The following is an 18,926-nucleotide window of genomic DNA, read 5'->3' as shown; positions in this document are numbered from 1 at the left end:
GCGAGATCGGCGCCCGGATTGGCCTCGGCCATCTTGGTCTTGTAAATCTCGACCACCGGACCGGCGGTGCCCATGATCACGGCAACGCGGCCCGAATAGAATTTGTCTTCCTTCACTTCCCAGTTGGAGGTGACATATTCGGGATCGAGAATGCCTTCGGCATAGAGCATCTGGTAGTAGGCCAGCTTGTCGCGCTCTGCATCCGACACACGCGAATGGATCCACTCGCCGTTTTCGTCTTCGAGCCAGGTCGCCGATACACCGAACGACTGGTTGAAAATGGCATCGAGTTCGGCGGTGTTGTCCGGCGCCAGAATGCCGTACGTGTCCTGCTCGCCATTGCCGTCGAAATCTGACTGGGACATCTCGGTGAGGAACGCGGTCCATTCATCGAGATTTGTCGGTGCGTCGAGCCCGCTCTGTTCGAGCCAGTCAGAGCGCATCACTGCCGATTTTGTCCGCGCCGGGAAGATGTAGAGAAGGTAGGGGTAGTTCTCCATGCGCGCTTCATTGTGCGGCCACATGGCGTTCTGGATGTGCTCCGACTGCTCGATCCACGGACCCAGATCCTCCAATATGCCTTGATTGGCAAATTCGGCATCGGCCCCCTGGAAGTAGATGATGTCGGGGATTTCACCCGATAGAAGGCGCAGGCTGAGCGCGTCGGCATAGCCCGAACTGGGCAGCCCGACCAGTTCGATATTAACCGGTGTTCCGGCGTCGGCCATGCCCGCCTCGATACGCTCGAAAAGCTCGGCATCGCCTGGGTTGTCGTGCGCGATGATGGTTACGGTCGGGGTGTCCTGCGCGAGAACGCCGCCTCCCAAACTCAGCGTGGCCGCCACGGCAGCGACCGTGGTCATAAGGTGTCTTGCAAGCATCTGGTCCTCCTCCTTGTTGGAATTTTGCTTGTGTTATCCCTTCAGGGCACCGCTCATGGTGCCCTTCGTGAAGAATTTCAGGATCAGCGGATAGACCGCCAGAATGGGCAGGATGGTCAGCATGATCATGCCGGCATTGAGGGCCCGCGTGCTGATCTGGGCCGCGCCCTGATAGTTCGACATGGCCGCAAGCCCCACCATCGAGGACTTGTCGCCGTCGAGAACGAACTTGCGCAAAACGACCTGCAGCGGATGCATGCTGGAATCGTTGAGATAGATCATCGGGCGCAGGAACTCGTTCCAGTGATAGACGAGATAGAACAGCGTAATGGTGGCCAGCGCCGGCATGGTCAGCGGCAGCACCACTTTCCACAGCGTCTGGAAGGCATTGGCGCCATCGAGTTCTGCAGCCTCGAGCAATTCGCCCGGCACTTCCTCAAAGAACCGGATCAGGATGATCAGATACCAGGCGTTGACGAGCTTATAGAGAATGACCGCCCAATAGGTGTTGAGCAGGCCCAACTCGCGCACCACGAAATAGTCGGGGATCAGGCCGGGTTCGAAGACGATGGTGGCCAGCACGAAAACGAACAGGATGCGGCGCCCCGGCAACCGTGGGCGCGACAGTGCCCACGCCATCAGCGCCGTAAAGGTCACGTTGAGGATTGTGCCGGTGATCGTGATGAACAGCGAATTGAGCAAGCCCCGCTGGACTTCGGGATTGGCGATCAGCAGCGTCCAGACATCGAGCGAAAATCCCCTCGGGACAACGGCGAGGCCACTCATTCCGGGCACCTGTGCGGAGTCCGAAAATGAGATGGCGAGCAGATTGAGGATCGGCTGGACCGTCACGACCACCATGAGCAAAAGGCTCGATACGATGATCGTTTGTTCGAGACGCTCGAAACGGGTGGAATTGGCGTTGGCCATTACCACACTCCCTTGCCGGTCAGGCGCTTGGAAATGGTGTGCGCGGCAACGATCAGCACCATGCCGATGACCCCCTTGAACAGGCCCGCCGCTGTCGCCAGCGAGAACTGACCCGACTGCAGGCCGATCCGATAGACATAAGTGTCGATGATATCGATCTGGTCGCGGATGGCGTCGTTGGAGAGGTTGAAGACCTGGTCAAACCCCGCATTCATGAACAGGCCGACATTGAGGATGAAAAGGGTCGCGATGGTCGGGGTGATGCCGGGCAGGGTGACGTGCACGATCTTTTGCCAGCGATTGGCCCCGTCCATTTCCGCAGCATCATAAAGCTGGGGGTCGATAGCCATGATCGCAGCGAAATAGAGCAGCGAATCCCAGCCCGCCGTGCGCCACATCTCTGAAAACACAATGACCCAGCGAATGGAGCCGGACTCGGTCATGAAGGACCGGGGCGCAAAGCCGAGTGCCTGCCCGATATCGTTGACGACACCGCTAGAAGGCGAGAGCGCTGCGATGAAGATGCCGGCGATCACCACCCATGACAGAAAGTGGGGCAGATAGATCGCCGACTGAATGAAACGGCGCAAATTGGTGCTGCGCACCTCGTTGATGAACAGCGCAATGAAGATGGGCACGGGGAAGACGAAAACCATCTTCATGGCCGAGATGATCAGCGTGTTGGCGAGAACCTGAAAAAAGGCCGGAGAGTCGAACAACGTGTCGAAGTGCTTGAGGCCCACGAACAGGTTGTCGCCGAAAATCCGGAAATCCTCGAAGGCGAGCTTGGCCTGGTAGATGGGGAAATAGTGAAACACCAGAAAATAGACGATGCCCGGAGCCATCATAGCGTAGTAGGGCCACCAGGCCCGGAGCTTGAAGCCCAACGCAGCTCGCCGTGAAACACGTTTTGCGCTTTTGGGAACGTTCCCAAAATTGGAAACTGTTGAAGCCAGCTCTTTTTCGTCAAGGCTCATGGCTAGTTGCTCCCCACGGCCATCAGGCGGGTCGGACCGAGGTCGCTGTTATGGGCCAGCGACCCGCGCGAAGTGAGCGCGCAGTCGAGCAGGACACGCCGATGCTCGAGTTTGCCTTCGATGGTTTCGGCCAGCAGATGCATGCCCTCGACGCCGATGGCGCGGGCCGGCTTTTCGATGGTGGTCAGACCGGGATCTGAAAAGGCGGCCGCGGGAATGCCGTCAAAGCCCAGGATCGATACGTCGTCGGGACAGCGCAGTCCGGCTTCGCGCACGGCCAGCAGGGCGCCGAGTGCCATCAGATCGTTTGCGGCAAAGACGCACCGGGCCGCCTTCGGGTCGCGTTCCAGCAGGCGCAGCATCGCCGCGCGCCCCGATTCGACTGTATAACTGCCTTCTTCGATCACCAGCGTTGCCGGATCGATATCGTGGCCAATGCAATAGTCGTGAACCACGCGCATGAAGCGCACGCGGGCCAAACGGTTTGCCGAGCCAACCAGAAGCGCCGGGCGGTGATGATCGAGGCTGGCAAGGTGATCGAGGCCCAGAGCAACGCCTTGCGCGATATCGCTGCCCACGCTCGAGAGCTCGGGAAACCGCTCGGCGCTCGACCCGATAAGCACAACCGGGAGGCCGAACCGGCCCAGCCCGTCCACATTGTCGGCAACCGGATTGACGATGGCCCCGTCGACACGCGCCTGGCGCAAGGCGCGCAAATGATGCGCCTCGCGCTCGGGGTCCCAGTCGGAGCTGAAAATCAAAAGTGAAGCGCCGCTGGCCGCCGCGGCATCCTGAGCGCCGCGCGCCACTTCGGCCCAGAACGGGTTGGCAATATCGGGGATGACCAGGCCGATCAGTCCGGTCTTGCCCGAACGAAGGGAATGGGCAAGATGGTTGCGCTCATAGCCCAGCGCCCGCACAGCGGAAAGCACCCGTTCTCGCGTCTTTTCTCCGATATGGGGCGACCCCGACAAGGCGCGCGCGACGGTGCTCTTGGAGACACCCGCCACTTCCGCAATGTCTATGATCGTCGGCTGTTTGTTCCGGCGCGTGGTCATGCCTTGATGCGGCTCAGCCGCTTCCTCCCATTTTTGGGAACGTTACCAAACGGATTTGCACCTGTAAAGACGCGCCCGAAAAATGGATCGCCATCTCGCGGCATGGGAGCTGATTGAGGGAGCATGGAAGCATTCGGCCCGGCAATCGGCGACTTCGCCGGCATTGGAAATGGCGCCTGCCTTACGCGGGTATTAGCCGTGTTAATATTGTGTCATTGCCCGTTTATTGCCTCTCCCTAACGTCCCCGGCGACGACCCCCGAGGTCGTGAGCAAGTTATTCACGAACGGAGAGCAATATGACAGTCCTCAAAAGGGTGGTCATGGTATCGGCCGCGATTCTGGCGATGGCGGCACCCGCCGCCGCCCAGGACGATCGTCCAACCCTTACCATCGGCGTGCAGTCCCTGCCCGCCGGTTTCGGCCCCGGCCTCAACATTTCCAATGTCGGCCAGCGGGTCAATTATTCGATTTTCGACGAGTTGATCCGTCGCGCCTATTGGGAAGGCGGCAACGGCAACGGGACCGAACTGGCCCCGTCCCTGGCCACCGAGTGGCGCAATGTCTCTCCCAAGGAATGGGAAGTCGATATCCGCACCGACGTGGTCTTCCACGACGGAACGCCGATGACGGCGGAAGACGTCGCCTTCTCGTTTGGCGAAGAACGGGTGTTCGGCGCGGACCGCCTCGTTGCTGTCGGCCCCACCTATTTCGGCAACTTCACCGCTGTCGAGGTGGTCGATGAGGACACGGTTCTCTTCACCACCAGCGCTCCTGATCCCATCTTTCCCTATCGCTTCACCGCCACCATGGGAAAGGTCGTACCGAAAGACTATTATCTCGAACTCGGTCCCGAAGAATTCAATCTCGCCCCCATCGGCACCGGTCCCTACAAGCTTGCTGAAATGCGGCAGGGTGAATTCATCCGGCTTGAATCAAACGACGCGTATTGGGGCGGCCTGCCGCCGGCCCGCGAGATCACCTTCCTCGAAGTTCCCGAGATGTCGACCCGGATCGCCGGGCTGATGACCGGTGAACTCGACATGATCACCGATATCTCTCCCGACCAGAAGGGCACGCTCGAACAAGCCGGCAACGTGCAACTCATGCCGGCGTTGATCGACAATTCGCGCGTGATTGTCTTTAACACGGTCCAGGCTCCCATGGACGATGCCAATCTGCGCCGCGCCATGGCCTATGCCGTCGATCGTCAGGCGGTGGTCGAAGCGCTTTGGGGTGGCGACTCCCAGGTGCTACCCGAGCTGGTGTTTCCCAGCCATGGTGAGGAAATCTTTTCCGGTCGCGAGGCGGCCCTCTACGATCCGCAAGAAGCCGCGCGGCTCCTTGAGGCTTCGGACTACAATGGTGAAGACCTCATCTTCCGCATCAATGGCGGGTATTACACCAACTACCTCGAAGTCGCCCAGGTGCTCCAGCAGATGTGGCGCGACGCGGGGATCAACGTGACCATCGAGTCCTCGACCGAGGGCGGTGGAGCGCTGGTCGAGGGGGTATGGCATATGCGCGCGTGGTCGAACGGCATGCAGATGCCCGATCTCACCCATCCCATGATCAATGCCTGGGGTGCCACCTCGATCCGCACCAACCCTGACGATTTCCGGTACACCTGGACCCCGCCCGCGCACTTGCTTGAATTGCACGATCTGCTCAACACCACTCTCGATGCCGATGAGCGTGTCGCCTATTTCAACGAAGCGCTCGATATCGTCGAGGCGGAGGCACCGCAAATGGAATTGTTCCAGCACGTCGAATATTTCGGTGTCCGAGAAGGCATTGACTGGCAGCCCTATTCTTTCTGGATGATGGATCTGGGCCCCAACAATCTCTCTTTCGAATAAGGATCAGCGGCGGGTGGCGCGTCTGTGCCATCCGCCTCAATTTCCGGGAGTTCGGACTTGTGAAAGCCCACCCTGTTGCCGCCCGCGCGATGCGCATGGGCATTACCCTTCTGGTCGTGGCCGTCGCCGTGTTCTTTATGGTCCGGCTGTCGGGTGACCCAATCGCCATCATCGCCGGGCCCGATGCCGATCCGCTCCAGATCGAGCGCATGCGTGAACGCTGGGGCCTGGATCGGCCACTCTACGAGCAGTGGTTCGCCTTTCTAGGTGGCATTTTCCAGGGCGAATTCGGATACTCCATCGCGACCGGGATGCCTGCGGCCGAACTTTTTCTCGAACGTCTGCCGGCCACAATTGTGCTGGGGCTTACCAGCCTTGCACTCAGCATCGCCATTGGCTTGCCGCTGGGGATCATCGCAGCGCTGCGCCACAATACCGCGCTCGATCGGTTCGTCATGTCGCTGTCGGTCATGGCCTTTTCGATGCCGAACTTCTTTCTCGGCATTCTGTTCATCCTGTTGTTTTCGCTCCATCTGCGCTGGCTTCCCACTTTTGGAAGCGGCTCGCTTCTTCATCTCATCCTGCCCGTGATGACATTGGGCCTGTCAAGCGCCGGCGCCATCGCACGTTTCGCGCGCTCCTGCATGCTCGATGTTCTCAATCAACCCTATATGCTGGCAGCCCGGGCCCGCGGCATCCGCCCACAGCGACGGACGATCCTGCATGCACTGCCCAACGCCTCGATCCCGCTGGTGACAATCCTGGGTTTGCGGCTGGGCGATCTGGTGGCTGGGGCCATAATTGTCGAGACCGTCTTTGCCTGGCCCGGCATCGGCCGGCTATTGGCTGAATCGGTCATGAGCCGAGACCTCGCCGTCGTTCAGATCATCGTCCTTGCAACCGCCACCACAATGGTCCTCACCAACCTTGCCGTCGACATCGCCTATGGATGGCTCGATCCGCGGCTGCGCAAATCATGAAAAAGCTCTTTTACAACATGCCTTTGACAACGCAGCTGGCCCTGATCTTCCTTGTCGCGCTCATCGTTCTGGGACTGGGTGCCGATTTTCTGGCGCCCTATGATTATCGTGACACCGATATTCTCGCACGCCTCCAGCCGCCTCTTCTTGCTGGTGGCGGATGGGACCATGTGCTTGGAACCGACGAGATCGGGCGCGACGTGCTGTCGCGCATTCTTTTCGGCCTGAGGACAAGCCTGCTGATCGCAGCGCTCGGCACCATGGTCGGCGCCGTCGTCGGCACGCTGCTGGGGTTTGTGGCCGCTCATTTTCGCGGTCCGGTCGATCAGATCATCATGGCGGCCGTTGACTTTCAGGCGGCTGTGCCCTTCATCATCCTCGTCCTGTTCTTCATGGCGATCGCGGGGAGTGGACTATGGATATTCCTCCTGCTGGTGGGGCTGGCAGGATGGGAAGTCTATGCCCGCCTGACGCGCGGCATGGTGCTGAGCGCCAAAGAGCAGAACTACGTCATGGCGCTGCAGGGGCTCGAGCTCAGCCAGTCGACGATCTATCTGCGCCACATCCTGCCCAATATCGGCAGCGCGCTGATCGTTCAGCTCACGCTCAATTTCCCGGCGACCGTGCTGCTTGAAACCGGCCTGAGTTTTCTCGGCCTGGGCGTGCAGCCGCCCAACACGAGCCTGGGGTTGATGCTGGGACAGGGGCGCAATTTTCTTCTCAATGCGTGGTGGATTGCCGTGTTTCCCGGCAGCGTGATTTTTCTGACGACCCTGTCGATGAGCATTCTGGGCGATTGGCTGCGCGACCGGCTCGATCCACTCTCCCAATCCCGGTAACGCTGTCGGTGCAATCAGTCGAGATGGCAGGCGATCTGCCGGGCGGTACCGTCTTGCCGCAATTGCGGCCGCTCTGTGCTGCAAATCGGCATGGCGTGGGCGCATCGCGGATGGAAGGGGCATCCCGCGGGCAGGGCGAGGGGGTTGGGCGGCTCGCCGATGGCCGCCTCGTCCCGCCGATCGCGGCGCGGATCCAGCGCTGCAGAGAGCAGGACCCGCGTATAAGGATGACGCGGTGTTGCAAAGATTTCGGCCGTGGGACCGTATTCGACAATCCGCCCCGCATACATCACCGCGATCTCGTCGCAAAGATAGCGGACGCTGGAGAGCTGGTGGGAAATGAACAGATAGGCCAGCCCCAATTCCCGGCGCAGCTTTTCAAGCAGACCGAGAATCTGGGCCTGCACTGAAACGTCGAGCGCCGAAAGGGGTTCATCACAAACCAGAAGTTTGGGCCGGGCCGCCAGCGCGCGCGCAATGACCACACGCTGTTTCTGCCCGCCTGAAATCTGGTGCGGAAACCGCTCGGCCATGTCGGTGGACAAGCCCACAAGCGTAAGCAGGCGGTCGCGCTCGGCGAGCCGATCTGGTTGAGAGCCGCTAAAGGCAATCCCTACCGCCTCTTCGATCTGGTCGCCAATGGTCATGCGCGAATCCAGCGCGCCGGCCGGATTCTGGAAAACCATCTGAACGCTGCGCCTTAACTGCCGCCGCTCTTGCGGCCCAACCGCATCAAGGCTGCGCCCGTCGATGCGAACCATGCCGGCACTCGGGTCGAGAAAATGGGTGGCGATACGGGCGAGCGTGGACTTGCCGCATCCGCTTTCTCCCACCAGCCCCAACGCCCGACCCGGAGCGATCGAAAGCGAAACTCCGCCGACGGCGGCAAGCGCGCGCCGCGGCGAGAATATGCCCTCGCCCGCGACATGGAAGGTCTTTTCGATATTGTCGAGGGTGAGCAACGTAGTCATTGAACGCTGAATCCGGTCGAACCGAGCGGGTTGTGGCAGCGCACCATGTCCTCGGCTGCGAGGGCGACACGCTCGGGAAGAACCTGTGCGCAATGGGCGGTGGCGTGCGAGCAGCGCGGATGAAAAGCACATCCCGAAACGCGCTGTTGCGGGCCGGGCACCTCGCCGGGAATAGCAGCCGGTGGTGGTGCTTGCGGGTCGAGCGAGGGCAGACAGTCGAGCAGCGCGCGGGTATAGGGATGCTGCGGTCGGTCAAACAGATCGGTCATGGATCGCGATTCCACCGATCGACCCGCATAGAGCACTGTAACCCGGTCGCAGATTTCCGAGACGACGCCAAGATCGTGGGTAATCAGTACGATGGCAAGGTCGCGCTGGCGCTGGATCGACCTGAGCAGGTCCAGAACCTGGAGTTGCACAGTCGCATCGAGTGCTGTGGTCGGCTCGTCTGCAATCAGGATCTCGGGCTCGGTGGTCAGGGCCATCGCGATCATCACCCTCTGGCAGGTGCCGCCGGAAAGTTGGTGCGGATAGGCGTCGAGCCGCGTTTCGGGCGCGGAAATGCCAACCATGGCCAAGAGCTCGCAGGCTCTGGCGCGTGCTTGTTTCCGGGTCATGCCCATATGCATCCGCAGCGGCTCGACAAGTTGCACGCCGATGGTGCGCACCGGATTGAGCGCGCCCTGGGGATCCTGAAAGATCATGCCGATCTTGCGGCCCCGCACCGCTTCGAGCTCGGCCCGGTTCCCGCCCAGCAACTGGGTTTCCCCCAATCGCACCGAGCCCGAAACCTGTGTACTGCGCGGCATGAGACCGAGCGCCGCCAGGCATGTCACGGTCTTGCCGCACCCGCTTTCCCCAACGATGGCATGGCACTCGCCACGAGACACCGAAAGGCTCACATCGTGGACGAGGTCGAGCCTGCCGCCCTGAGATGGAACGCTGACAGCGAGATTTTCGATGGCAAAGGCCGGAGATTTGCGTGCGATTGAACGGGGCTCCGCCATCGCGGCGAAGGAGGGGGCGGGGACAGGCAGTGATAGCGTCATGATGCGATCTCCAGCGGGTCGGGATCGGCGTCGGGAACACTCACACCCCGCTTGGCGCAATTGTCCACGAAATCGGTAAACTGACCCCTTGGGTGCGTGTGGACATCGCCGGCATAGGTGAAATCCTGCTGGTGGGTCACAAGGCTGCGCTCACCGACCAGCGCAACCGCGTAATGGGGCGCGCCTTCCCAGCGCGAGACCAGATCGGTCGAAAGGTCGGGATAGACTTGCGAGCCCATCGAGCGCAGGCCCGAAAAGGAAATGCCCTCGACATGGCCCTGCATGTCCGTGTGGCAATGGCCGTGAAAAATATGCCGGATCTTTGCGCTGTGCCGAGCCAGGACCTTGTGAAAGGCGTCCCAGTCCGCAACCCCTTTGGCATCCATTGCAAAAGCTCCGGTCGGGGTGGGGTGATGGTGCATGAACATCAGCACCTCGCGCTCGCTTTCGGCCAGCCGCTGATCGAGCCAGCGCAGGCGGTGGCTGCCGAAGGCGCCACCTGCAGTGCCGGCGGTCTGGGTATCGAGAAACAGGAGCCGATAGCGATCATGATCGACCCAGTACTGCATGAAGGGTGCGTCAAACCGATGACGCTCGCCGAACACCGACAGGAAGTTCTCCCGATTGTCGTGATTGCCGATCATCAGATAGACGGGCAGCGGATAGTCGGCCAAAAGGCCCTTCAACTTGCGATAGGCTTCAACCTCGCCCCAATTGGCAAGGTCGCCGGTGATGACCACAAATCCGGCATCGGCGAAATGGGTGCGGGCATGATCGAGCGCCTGCCGCGTCGCCTCGTGAGTGTCATGACCGAAATGGAGTTCGCCGGTTCCGGTCAGATGAAGATCGGTCATATGGATAAGCTTGAGCAACGGGGCCTCGTAGACGCATTCAAATTGAAACTCTCCCGCCGATATCATCGAACTGTCACGTCGCGGTGATGTAGTATTAGCGCTGTTTATACATCGATCACGCTCCGGGAACGGCCATTGAAAATCAATCATCACCAGATCGTCGCCTTCAACGCCGCGTGCCGGCACAAAGGATTTTCGAGCGCGGCCAAGGCGCTTGGGGTGACCCAATCCTCGGTCACCCAGAACGTGGCCAAATTCGAAGCCGAGATCGGCGCACGGCTGTTCGAGCGTCGGCGCACCGGGCTCGTGCTGACCCCGGCCGGAAGCAAAATCCATTCGGTGACAGAAGAAATCGGCCACCTCTATCTGGTGCTCGAAGAGCGCATGGGTGAATACGCCCACCTCAATAAGGGGCTCCTGCGCGTGGTCGCTGCGGCATCTCAGCCGGCGCTGTCCTATCTGAGCCGGTTCAAGGAGCGGCACCCGGGAATCGAGTTGGCCTTCGACAACGCAAGTTGGCGCCAATGCGCCGATCTGCTTCGCAATCGGGACGCCGATGTGGCGCTCATGCCCCAACCTGAAAATGCCGCCGGGCTCTACCTGTGGCCGATCGAAGAGCGCGTTCACATGGCCTTGGTTTACAAGGGGCACCCGCTGTTCGAAGCACCCGAAATTACCATTGCCCAAATGGCGCAAACCACTGTGGTTCTTGCCAGTTCTCGCTCATTCGCCCGCTGGCGTTTCGAGCGGCGCGCCGTCGAACTGGGCGTGCGTTTGCCCGATATCATGACCGTCGGGTCGACCCCGATGGCCGTCGAGGCGGTCAGCAACGGCCTGGGTATTGGCATCACCTATGGAGAGGCCGTGCAGTCCGAACCGCGCCTGCGCGCCATCCCAATTGCCGACCTTGCCGATTCCTACTCACTGGTGGCGGCGTGCAACAGCGACGTGCGCGATCTGGCCATCATCCGCAGCTTTTTCGATTGCATGGATTGAGCGGGCACCGACCCCCGGACCCGGTGCCCAGCCGTTTCATCCCACCCATCCATGATCGGCAACAGTACGGCGGTCCAGCCTGCGGATCTGCAGATGCTGCTCAAAGGCGCCGTTGCTGACCGATACGGTTTCCACTTCAGGCAGCGCATCGGAAGGCTCGGTGCCGTTGACCAGCAATCCGCCCAATGGTCGTCCGACCATCGATTGGGGCTGCTCGATGCCGAACAGCGACAGGATGGTTGCGGCCACATCCACCATGCCGCCGACGGTTTCCGTCCGAAAATGACTTTTGAAGTCCGGCCCCGCGGCAAAAAATACGGTCGCGAGCTCTTCCGCATGCAGCCCGCCATGGCTCGACCCGCTCGGGCCCTTGTCGCCCGCATTGAGACAATGGCCGTACTGCCGTTCATGCCCATCGGCGTCCATGCGGCGCAGTTGAAAAAACAGGTCAGGTGCGCGTTCATGATCGAGTGAGAGCAGGCTGGTCGAAAACGTGCCGGGGATCGCACCGGCCACGCCGTCGCCGCCGGCGGTCAAAAGATTGCCGCACCATGGCTGGGCCTGCATCCAGGAAACGATATCGGCCAGGACCGAGCTGTCGGTATCGCGCAGATAAATGCCGCCGCTGCCAAACGGCAACAGCAAGGCACCGGGTTGGGCCGGATCGGTGGTGAGCGGCAGGCCGGTTTCGGCGAAAAGAGCTTTCAGTGCAATCGCGCCGGAGGTTTCCACATGTCCGTGGTCGGACAGAAACAGCAGATTGGGCGCGTCATCGCCCAGCCCGCGCCACCACTTGATGACCTCGTCGACCAGGTCGTCGGCATGGGAAAGTGCCGCTGCGCTTACCGGCCCGCCAAAGCCGTCGACATGGAGGGATTTGTCAGGCTCGTCCGACCAAACGACCGTAACGTCCGGCAAAAGCTGGGGATAGACGATTTCGGTCATCGCTCTGACCGCATAGCGCGAACGTTCGAGATTGACCCCGCTCGGAGAAGGCATGGGCCCCAGCTCGGCTTCCACCGCAGACCATAAACGTTCAGAGCTGAACTGCGGTCCGGCCAGCGACAAATAATGTTGTCCGCGTTCGGCCGCACGGTAGTTGAGCAATTGGGGCGCACCCGAGGCGCCGCAATGGATGACCGCCATGGTCCGGTCAGCATCGGCCAGTGTCTGGCCCAGCGGCGTTGCCGTCACAAGGTCCGCGCTGGGGTCAAGACCAGCCATCTGGGCAAAATCGCCGACATCGAGAATGCCGCCGGGCTTGAGTGTGCCGCCGGCGATCTTGTTGAAATGGATGCCGTGATATTTCGGCGTCGTGCCGGTTCCAAGGCCCGTCTTGTTGACCCTGGTATGGCTGGGATAGAGCGCCCGGCTTCCGCCCAGTACCGCCGCCTCTTCGCGGAAGCGGGCAAGGTTGGGCATCCTGTCGAGGGTAACGAGATCAGGCCGCAGGCCATCCAGAACGACGACAACGAAACGATTGTGGGTCACGAACATCTCTCTTTGTTAAACGATGTTCAAGTCCACTACGTCGTCCCCGTGTCACGCTGTTGACGCACTATTACCCGCGCTAATGGGTTGGTTACCCGACAACCTCCGGCTAGGCGTATATCTGGACCGCGCCGGGCAGGGTACTCCATTGCGCGTACCAGTTCTCGAACAGTTCCAACTGGCTTTCGGCATAGCCGTGCTGGCTGTCGGTGAGGGCGTCCGTTTCGTTGAAATTGAGGGCATACTCGGCATCGCCCTTGATCGCCATCAGGTGCTTGTAGAAAAGCACAAGGTCCGGCCCTTCATCGAATGAGGACAAAGCGCCAAGTGCGCCTTCGAGTTCGAGGGCGCGTTGACGAGCATCCACATCGCCACCGGCTGCCGCCTGCGCCAGGGCGCACAGATGGAGCACTTCGCGGGGCAGGACATTGCCGATCCCGGTGATGGCGCCCGCCGCACCGCAGTTGACGAAGCCGTGGAAGACCGTTGTATCGACACCGATCATCAGCGAAATCTCATCATCCTGGCTGGTGATGTTTTCCGCAGCATAGGTCAGAGATTCGGTGCCGCCGAACTCCTTGAAACCGACGAGATTTCTGTGTTCCGCACGCAGCGCGAAGAACAGGTCGGCGCGTGTTGCAAAGCCATAATAGGGACTGTTGTAAATCACAGCGGGCAGGTCGGGTGCCGCCGAAAGGATTGCCTTGAAGTGATGGCGTTGCGCGGTGGTGGAGGGGCCGCGCGACAGGACGCGCGGAATGACCATCAGGCCCTGTGCCCCAACCTCTTGGGCATGGGCTGCAATGGCGACAGCCGAGCCCGTGTTGATCGCGCCGGTTCCCACAATAACGGGCACACCCGCACCAACCAGTCTGGCGACACCTTCCATGCGCTGGGCATCGCTCAAGAGCGGCCAATCGCCCATCGATCCGCAGTAGACGACAGCGCGCATGCCGGCAGAAATCAGTTGCTCGCCCTTGCGGACCAAGGCGTCGAAATCGGGTGTTCGGTCCGGCTTGCAGGGGGTCATCAGGGCAGGAATGCATCCTGAAAAGATGCTGGCGGCCATCGCGACGTCTCCTCGATCATGGCGGTTTCGGCGTTTGAACCCCAATAATACGCGTTGTATTTTGTTTGTCGACAGAAATTTCGGGCGCACGGTTTAATGCGTCGAGCTCCTCCTCGATCCGCTGCTACAAAGACATATGTGCGTTGATGCGCTTGTCGGCGGTGATGTAGGACTGAATCTGGGTGACAATCTGCTCTGCATGAGCGCTGGCCAGCCGATCGGCCTCCTCGACATCGCGCGCGGCGATCGCGGCGATCATCTGGTCATGTTCCGTCACGTATTTGCGCGGCAACTCGTCGTTGAACGAGGAATAATAAAGCCGCAGGATTCGCCGGTTCTCGTCGAGCAGCCGCACAAAAAGCTCGGTGTAATAGCTGTTGCCGCCGGCCCGCGCGATTTCGAGATGGAAGTCCCGGTTGGTGGCAATCAGCGCAAGCGCGTCGCGGGCCTCCACAGCCCGTGTGAACTCCTCCTGCTTGGCACGCATGCGGACAATGTCGTCAGCGCTGTGATGGCCCGCAGCCAGTCGCGTTGTCACGCGGTACATAAGCGTAAGCGCGTCGAAAAACTGAGGCAGATGGAGAAAGTCGATTGTAGAAACAATGGTGGCCCGGTTGGGCAGCGTGGTAATCAGCCCTTCGACCGAAAGCCGCACGAGAGCTTCGCGGATCGGGGTGCGCGACAGCGAAAAGCGGTCTGCGAGTTGCAACTCGTCCATCGGGCTGCCGGGGGCCAGCTTGAGATCGATGATCTCGTTGCGCAGGATCTTGTAGACATGGCTGGAACCCGACCCGCGTTTGGGCGTGCCGGTGCCTTCCGTTCTTGCCTGCTCGGTATCTCTGGCCATGCCACCCATCCCTTTTCCTGCATTCATTCATAAGGATGGATCTTGATGCGGGGAAGGGTGTCGATAGCCAATATTTTCTATGTCGACAGAGTTGTTGCCCGTCGATATACACGGTGCGGTGCTGAACGGGGATCGAAATGCCATGCGCGTCGCGGTAGTCGGAGCAGGGGTAATTGGCGTGACCGCCGCACTGGCGCTGGCCGAACGCGGGCACGCGGTAACGATATTGGACCGCCAGGGCGTGGCCTCCGGCGCCTCGGGTGGCAATGCAGGTGCATTTGCCTTTTCCGATGTCATTCCGCTGGCAACGCCCGGCATCATGAAAAAGGCGCCTGCCTGGCTTCTCGACCCCAACGGGCCGCTTTCCATTCCTCCCGCCTATGCCTTCAAGATTGCACCCTGGCTCCTGGCCTTCTTCAAGGCGAGCCTGCCCGCCCGTTACGGTGACGCGGTCGTGGCGCAAGGCGCCTTGATGGGCCACTCCGCTGCCGCGCTCGAGCGTCTGGTGAAAACCTGCGATCTCGAAGAGCTGCTGCGCCGCGAGGGGCAATTGCAACTCTACGAGGGCGAGCGCGAATTCCGGGCCAGCCTGCCCGGTTGGGAAGAACGCGAGGCCGTGGGTGTCAAATTCGACCTTCTCACGCGCCCCGAAGCGATTGCCGAAATCCAGCCGGGTCTTTCTCCGCGCTTTACCCATGCAGGGTTCACCCCTGACTGGAAAAACGTCACTGACCCCGCGCTCTGGACCACGGCAATCGCCGACAGGGCACAGGATCGTGGCGCCACATTTGTCAGATCCGAGATCACAGACATCACGCCCACCGAAAACGGCGTGGAACTGACCGGTTCAGATAAAAGTCTCGTATTCGATAAGGTCATTGTGGCCGCAGGCGCCCATTCGAACCGGCTGACGCGGACGTTAGGGATCAGTCTGCCGCTCGAAACCGAGCGCGGCTACAATGTGACCTTGCCTGAGGGCGCTTTCGATCTGCGCACTCATGTCACCTTTGCAGGGCACGGATTCGTGGTCAGCCGCATCGGTGACGGCATCCGGGTCGGTGGGGGCGTGGAGCTCGGCGGGCTCGATCTGGCACCGCGGATGAGTCGTGCCGATGCCTTGCTGGCCAAGGCGGCGCGGTTTCTGCCCGAACTCAGGACCGCCGGTGGACGCCGCTGGATGGGATTTCGTCCCTCAATGCCCGACAGCCTGCCGGTCATTGATCTTGCGCCGGGCCATTCCCGTGTCATTCTGGCATTCGGTCATGGGCATCTGGGGCTCACGCAATCGGCTGGAACTGCAGAAATCATCGCCGATCTGGTTGACGATACCCCGCCTTCCATCGACATCACGCCGTTCCGGGCAACCCGTTTTTGAGAAGAGGTTTATGAGCCAGCATACCTTCCAGTGCATCGACGGACACACCTGCGGCAATCCGGTACGTCTGGTCGCCGGCGGCGCGCCCCTGCTCAAGGGTAACACCATGCTTGAACGGCGCGCGCACTTTCTGGCCGAATTCGACTGGATCCGCACCGGGCTGATGTTCGAGCCGCGCGGACATGACATGATGTCGGGCTCGATTCTTTATCCGCCCACGCGCCCCGATTGCGAGGTTGCGGTGTTGTTCATCGAAACCTCGGGCTGCCTGCCCATGTGCGGTCACGGCACCATAGGCACCATCACGATGGCGATCGAGAACGGGCTGATCGCCCCGCGCGAACCGGGAAAGCTCTCGATTGAAACACCCGCGGGCAAGGTCGACATCACCTATCGTCAGGAGGGTCGGTTCGTTGAGGAAGTGCGCCTGACCAACGTGGCGTCTTTCCTCCACGCTGAAGGGCTGACCGCCGAGATCGAAGGGTTTGGAGAGCTCGTCGTCGACGTTGCCTATGGCGGTAATTTCTACGCGATTGTCGAGCCACAAAAAAACTTTCGCGACATGGCCGATTTCTCGGCTGCCGAACTGATCGGCCTGTCGCCCAAGCTGCGCGCGGCGCTCAACGAAAAATACCAGTTTGTGCACCCCGAGTACCCCCAAATCAGCGGGTTGAGCCACATCCAGTGGACCGGACAGCCGACCCAACACGGCGCGACGGCCCGCAACGCCGTCTTTTACGGCGACAAGGCGATCGATCGCTCGCCCTGCGGCACCGGCACTTCGGCGCGCATGGCGCAATTGACCGCAAAGGGAAAGCTCGCCGTGGGCGACGAATTCGTCCACGAAAGCATTATCGGCTCACTGTTTTCCGGTCGCATCGAGGCAGCGGCCCGGGTGGGCAGCCTCGAAGCCATCATCCCCTCCATCGGAGGCTGGGCCCGCCAGACCGGGTTCAACACCATCTTCATTGACGACCGGGACCCTTACGCCCACGGCTTTACGGTGATCTGACGCCGGGCTTCACCCCGGCGTGCCTGCGGGCCATGTATCACCGATACGATATCCCTCCGGCCAGGGATCGGACGGATCGAGCATGAGTTGCCTGGTTTCGGTTATCCATGCCCGACCTGAGATGGATGGAACTATGGCCGGTGTGTCGCCGATCGTGGTTTCGCGCTCGATCCGGCAGGCAAAGCGGCTGCCAATGATCGAAACGCCATGAAAGTCCTCACCAACCGCCAACTCGCCGCGTGCATGAAGAACGGCCATGCGCGCCGAACAGCCCGTGCCGGTTGGTGAGCGATCGAGCTTTCCCGGTTCGATGGCGACAGTGTTGCGACCGGTCTTTATCCCATCGATATCCTGGACCGGAGCGGTGAACTGGCAAAATGAAATATGGGACCAGTCCGGGTTCGTGGGGTGAGAAAATCCGAGCTGATCAGTGGCGGCGCGGGTCAATTTCATACCCATGCTGGCAAGGTCGTATGCCTCGTCCGGAACAAGGGAAAACCCAAGTTGATGGGCATCGACAAGAACAAAACTGTCCCCGCCATAAGCAGTATCGACCCGAAGGGTCCCGACCCCCTCGACCTCGATCACAGCGTCAAGCTTTGCCGCAAAACTGGGGTGGTTGGTAACGCGGATTGAGGTGGCTTTGCCATTCTCGCATGTCGCCACGACCCCGATCAGCCCGCCGGGCGCTTCAAGGGTGAAGCGGGTTTCAGGCTCGGTCATTTCAATGATGCCCGTATCGAGCAGCACGGTCGAAACACAGATCGAGTTCGATCCCGACATCGGGGGCGTATGGATCGGTTCCATGATGATCCAGCCCATCGCTGCACGCGGGTCCTTGGGCGGTACCAGAAGATTGACATGCCGGAAGACGCCACCACGCGGCTCGTTGAGAACGAAATTACGCAGCCGGTCGTCGGCAGCGATCCATCGTGCCTGCTCCCAGATGGTTTCGCCGGGTGGGGGTGCATATCCACCCACTATTACGTCGCCGACCTCGCCTTCGGCGTGACAACCTACGACATTGATGATTTTTGACGACCGCATGTGTCAGGCAGCTCCGTTCAGCAATGGTGCGGTGATGCGGGCTGAGTGCGGCGCGTCATCCCCTGAGCGGCTCGACGACCCGCGAACATATCCAGAGCACCTCGGCATCCTCTTCCGAGGCTCTGATGAGCGCGTGGCCCATGGTGCTGTCGAAATAGCAACTGTCACCCACCGAAAGCCGGGTGGGTGCATAAAACTGCGTATGAAGTTCGATCTCTCCCGACAGCACGAAAACAAACTCTTCACCGGGATGGGACAGCATGCCGTCAAATCGGGAAACCGAGTTCGCCTTTATTCTGGCTCGAAGCGGTACAAACTGCTTGTTTGCCAGATCGGTGCACAACATCTGATAGTCGTATTGCGCGGTATCGAGAGGAACCCCGTCTCCGGCGCGCGTTACCGTGCGGCGCCCACTGACAGTTGTGGTCTGGCGTTCTGAAAAAAGATCGGCGACGTCCACCCCCAGCCCTTCGGCCAGGCTCAGAATTGTATCGTATGTCGGCGACATCTGCCCGTTCTCGATCTTGGACAGCGTCGAGGGGGCCAAATCACACCGCCGGGCCAGTTCATTGAGGGTAAAGCCATTGCCCTGCCGCAGATGGCGCAAGGTTTCGGCGATGGAATGTTGCGACCGGCGCTGCGAGCTTTTCTCGGATGGCTTGGGGAGGGTGCTGTTCATGAGCGCGGCCGCTG

At 60.7% G+C, this 18,926-nt stretch carries 18 protein-coding genes; 6 read left to right on the top strand and 12 right to left on the bottom strand.

The window, feature by feature from the left end; all coding sequences use genetic code 11:
* The 4 genes from AACZ55_RS00420 to AACZ55_RS00405 all read right to left on the bottom strand — a co-directional run.
* A partial coding sequence (locus AACZ55_RS00420) for an extracellular solute-binding protein (RefSeq protein WP_339641826.1) occupies positions 1-881 on the bottom strand: 881 nt, incomplete at its 3' end.
* Positions 882-914: 33 nt separating this feature from the next.
* Entirely contained in the window at positions 915-1,811 is an 897-nt protein-coding gene (locus AACZ55_RS00415; protein ID WP_338607861.1) for a carbohydrate ABC transporter permease, read from the bottom strand.
* Positions 1,811-2,698 carry an ABC transporter permease subunit gene (locus tag AACZ55_RS00410; RefSeq protein WP_339641822.1) on the bottom strand — a complete coding sequence of 296 codons (888 nt, stop codon included), beginning with the start codon at positions 2,696-2,698 and terminating at the stop codon, positions 1,811-1,813. Before AACZ55_RS00410 ends, AACZ55_RS00415 begins: the two co-directional genes overlap by 1 nt.
* Before the next feature lie 92 nt (positions 2,699-2,790).
* Positions 2,791-3,846 (bottom strand): LacI family DNA-binding transcriptional regulator, encoded by a 1,056-nt coding sequence (locus AACZ55_RS00405; RefSeq protein WP_339641819.1) that lies wholly within the window; start codon positions 3,844-3,846, stop codon positions 2,791-2,793.
* Between the two features lie 297 nt (positions 3,847-4,143).
* Between AACZ55_RS00405 and AACZ55_RS00400 the strand changes: the two genes are divergently transcribed.
* Genes AACZ55_RS00400 through AACZ55_RS00390 form a run of 3 tightly spaced genes read left to right on the top strand, consistent with a single transcriptional unit; the run spans position 4,144 to position 7,522 of the window.
* Positions 4,144-5,703, top strand: a complete 1,560-nt coding sequence (locus AACZ55_RS00400; protein WP_339641816.1) for an ABC transporter substrate-binding protein — start codon at positions 4,144-4,146, stop codon at positions 5,701-5,703.
* 59 nt (positions 5,704-5,762) lie between these two features.
* A complete protein-coding gene (locus AACZ55_RS00395) occupies positions 5,763-6,683 on the top strand; it encodes an ABC transporter permease (protein ID WP_339641813.1) in 921 nt (306 codons plus the stop codon).
* Positions 6,680-7,522 (top strand): ABC transporter permease, encoded by an 843-nt coding sequence (locus tag AACZ55_RS00390; RefSeq protein WP_338607856.1) that lies wholly within the window; start codon positions 6,680-6,682, stop codon positions 7,520-7,522. Before AACZ55_RS00395 ends, AACZ55_RS00390 begins: the two co-directional genes overlap by 4 nt.
* Before the next feature lie 14 nt (positions 7,523-7,536).
* Here AACZ55_RS00390 and AACZ55_RS00385 read toward each other — a convergent pair whose 3' ends face one another.
* The 3 genes from AACZ55_RS00385 to AACZ55_RS00375 are packed head-to-tail and all read right to left on the bottom strand — an operon-like array spanning position 7,537 to position 10,396.
* Entirely contained in the window at positions 7,537-8,493 is a 957-nt protein-coding gene (locus AACZ55_RS00385) for an oligopeptide/dipeptide ABC transporter ATP-binding protein (RefSeq protein WP_339641810.1), read from the bottom strand.
* On the bottom strand, positions 8,490-9,542 hold the full coding sequence (locus AACZ55_RS00380; RefSeq protein WP_339641808.1) for an ABC transporter ATP-binding protein: 1,053 nt from the start codon (positions 9,540-9,542) through the stop codon (positions 8,490-8,492). Before AACZ55_RS00380 ends, AACZ55_RS00385 begins: the two co-directional genes overlap by 4 nt.
* Positions 9,539-10,396: a metallophosphoesterase gene (locus AACZ55_RS00375; protein ID WP_339641805.1), complete on the bottom strand. Its 858-nt coding sequence runs from the start codon at positions 10,394-10,396 to the stop codon at positions 9,539-9,541. Before AACZ55_RS00375 ends, AACZ55_RS00380 begins: the two co-directional genes overlap by 4 nt.
* Positions 10,397-10,531: 135 nt before the next feature.
* Here AACZ55_RS00375 and AACZ55_RS00370 point away from each other — a divergent pair, with 135 nt between their 5' ends.
* Positions 10,532-11,392 carry a LysR family transcriptional regulator gene (locus AACZ55_RS00370; protein ID WP_338607852.1) on the top strand — a complete coding sequence of 287 codons (861 nt, stop codon included), beginning with the start codon at positions 10,532-10,534 and terminating at the stop codon, positions 11,390-11,392.
* Positions 11,393-11,428: 36 nt separating this feature from the next.
* Here the strand turns inward: AACZ55_RS00370 and AACZ55_RS00365 are convergent, their stop codons facing one another.
* The 3 genes from AACZ55_RS00365 to AACZ55_RS00355 all read right to left on the bottom strand — a co-directional run bounded on the left by AACZ55_RS00365 (position 11,429) and on the right by AACZ55_RS00355 (position 14,808).
* A complete protein-coding gene (locus AACZ55_RS00365) occupies positions 11,429-12,883 on the bottom strand; it encodes an alkaline phosphatase family protein (RefSeq protein WP_339641802.1) in 1,455 nt (484 codons plus the stop codon).
* A gap of 109 nt (positions 12,884-12,992) precedes the next feature.
* A complete protein-coding gene (locus AACZ55_RS00360) occupies positions 12,993-13,952 on the bottom strand; it encodes a dihydrodipicolinate synthase family protein (protein ID WP_339641799.1) in 960 nt (319 codons plus the stop codon).
* A 124-nt stretch (positions 13,953-14,076) separates the two neighbouring features.
* A complete protein-coding gene (locus AACZ55_RS00355; protein ID WP_339641832.1) occupies positions 14,077-14,808 on the bottom strand; it encodes a GntR family transcriptional regulator in 732 nt (243 codons plus the stop codon).
* 133 nt (positions 14,809-14,941) lie between these two features.
* Here AACZ55_RS00355 and AACZ55_RS00350 point away from each other — a divergent pair, with 133 nt between their 5' ends.
* Positions 14,942-16,174 carry an FAD-binding oxidoreductase gene (locus tag AACZ55_RS00350; protein ID WP_339641796.1) on the top strand — a complete coding sequence of 411 codons (1,233 nt, stop codon included), beginning with the start codon at positions 14,942-14,944 and terminating at the stop codon, positions 16,172-16,174.
* 10 nt (positions 16,175-16,184) lie between these two features.
* Entirely contained in the window at positions 16,185-17,186 is a 1,002-nt protein-coding gene (locus tag AACZ55_RS00345) for a 4-hydroxyproline epimerase (protein ID WP_339641793.1), read from the top strand.
* A gap of 9 nt (positions 17,187-17,195) precedes the next feature.
* Here the strand turns inward: AACZ55_RS00345 and AACZ55_RS00340 are convergent, their stop codons facing one another.
* Together AACZ55_RS00340 and AACZ55_RS00335 are read right to left on the bottom strand one after the other, a co-directional pair.
* Positions 17,196-18,233 carry a proline racemase family protein gene (locus AACZ55_RS00340; protein WP_339641790.1) on the bottom strand — a complete coding sequence of 346 codons (1,038 nt, stop codon included), beginning with the start codon at positions 18,231-18,233 and terminating at the stop codon, positions 17,196-17,198.
* Positions 18,234-18,288: 55 nt separating this feature from the next.
* On the bottom strand, positions 18,289-18,912 hold the full coding sequence (locus AACZ55_RS00335; protein ID WP_339641787.1) for an XRE family transcriptional regulator: 624 nt from the start codon (positions 18,910-18,912) through the stop codon (positions 18,289-18,291).
* Positions 18,913-18,926 lie beyond the last annotated feature (14 nt).

The sequence above is a fragment of the uncultured Pelagibacterium sp. genome (assembly GCF_963972885.1).
In the GTDB taxonomy this organism is placed as follows: domain Bacteria; phylum Pseudomonadota; class Alphaproteobacteria; order Rhizobiales; family Devosiaceae; genus Pelagibacterium; species Pelagibacterium nitratireducens.
The sequence above is the reverse complement of the archived record's forward strand: the minus strand, read 5'-3'. Positions and strand labels throughout refer to the sequence as shown.

Excerpts from the sequence above, each read along its gene's own strand:
- AACZ55_RS00415 (WP_338607861.1), bottom strand. The coding sequence starts at position 1,811 with ATGGCCAACGCCAATTCCACCCGTTTCGAGCGTCTCGAACAAACGATC.
- AACZ55_RS00405 (WP_339641819.1), bottom strand. The coding sequence starts at position 3,846 with ATGACCACGCGCCGGAACAAACAGCCGACGATCATAGACATTGCGGAA.
- AACZ55_RS00400 (WP_339641816.1), top strand. The coding sequence starts at position 4,144 with ATGACAGTCCTCAAAAGGGTGGTCATGGTATCGGCCGCGATTCTGGCG.
- AACZ55_RS00390 (WP_338607856.1), top strand. The coding sequence starts at position 6,680 with ATGAAAAAGCTCTTTTACAACATGCCTTTGACAACGCAGCTGGCCCTG.
- AACZ55_RS00385 (WP_339641810.1), bottom strand. The coding sequence starts at position 8,493 with ATGACTACGTTGCTCACCCTCGACAATATCGAAAAGACCTTCCATGTC.
- AACZ55_RS00380 (WP_339641808.1), bottom strand. The coding sequence starts at position 9,542 with ATGACGCTATCACTGCCTGTCCCCGCCCCCTCCTTCGCCGCGATGGCG.
- AACZ55_RS00375 (WP_339641805.1), bottom strand. The coding sequence starts at position 10,396 with ATGACCGATCTTCATCTGACCGGAACCGGCGAACTCCATTTCGGTCAT.
- AACZ55_RS00360 (WP_339641799.1), bottom strand. The coding sequence starts at position 13,952 with ATGGCCGCCAGCATCTTTTCAGGATGCATTCCTGCCCTGATGACCCCC.
- AACZ55_RS00355 (WP_339641832.1), bottom strand. The coding sequence starts at position 14,808 with ATGGGTGGCATGGCCAGAGATACCGAGCAGGCAAGAACGGAAGGCACC.
- AACZ55_RS00350 (WP_339641796.1), top strand. The coding sequence starts at position 14,942 with ATGCGCGTCGCGGTAGTCGGAGCAGGGGTAATTGGCGTGACCGCCGCA.
- AACZ55_RS00345 (WP_339641793.1), top strand. The coding sequence starts at position 16,185 with ATGAGCCAGCATACCTTCCAGTGCATCGACGGACACACCTGCGGCAAT.
- AACZ55_RS00340 (WP_339641790.1), bottom strand. The coding sequence starts at position 18,233 with ATGCGGTCGTCAAAAATCATCAATGTCGTAGGTTGTCACGCCGAAGGC.
- AACZ55_RS00335 (WP_339641787.1), bottom strand. The coding sequence starts at position 18,912 with ATGAACAGCACCCTCCCCAAGCCATCCGAGAAAAGCTCGCAGCGCCGG.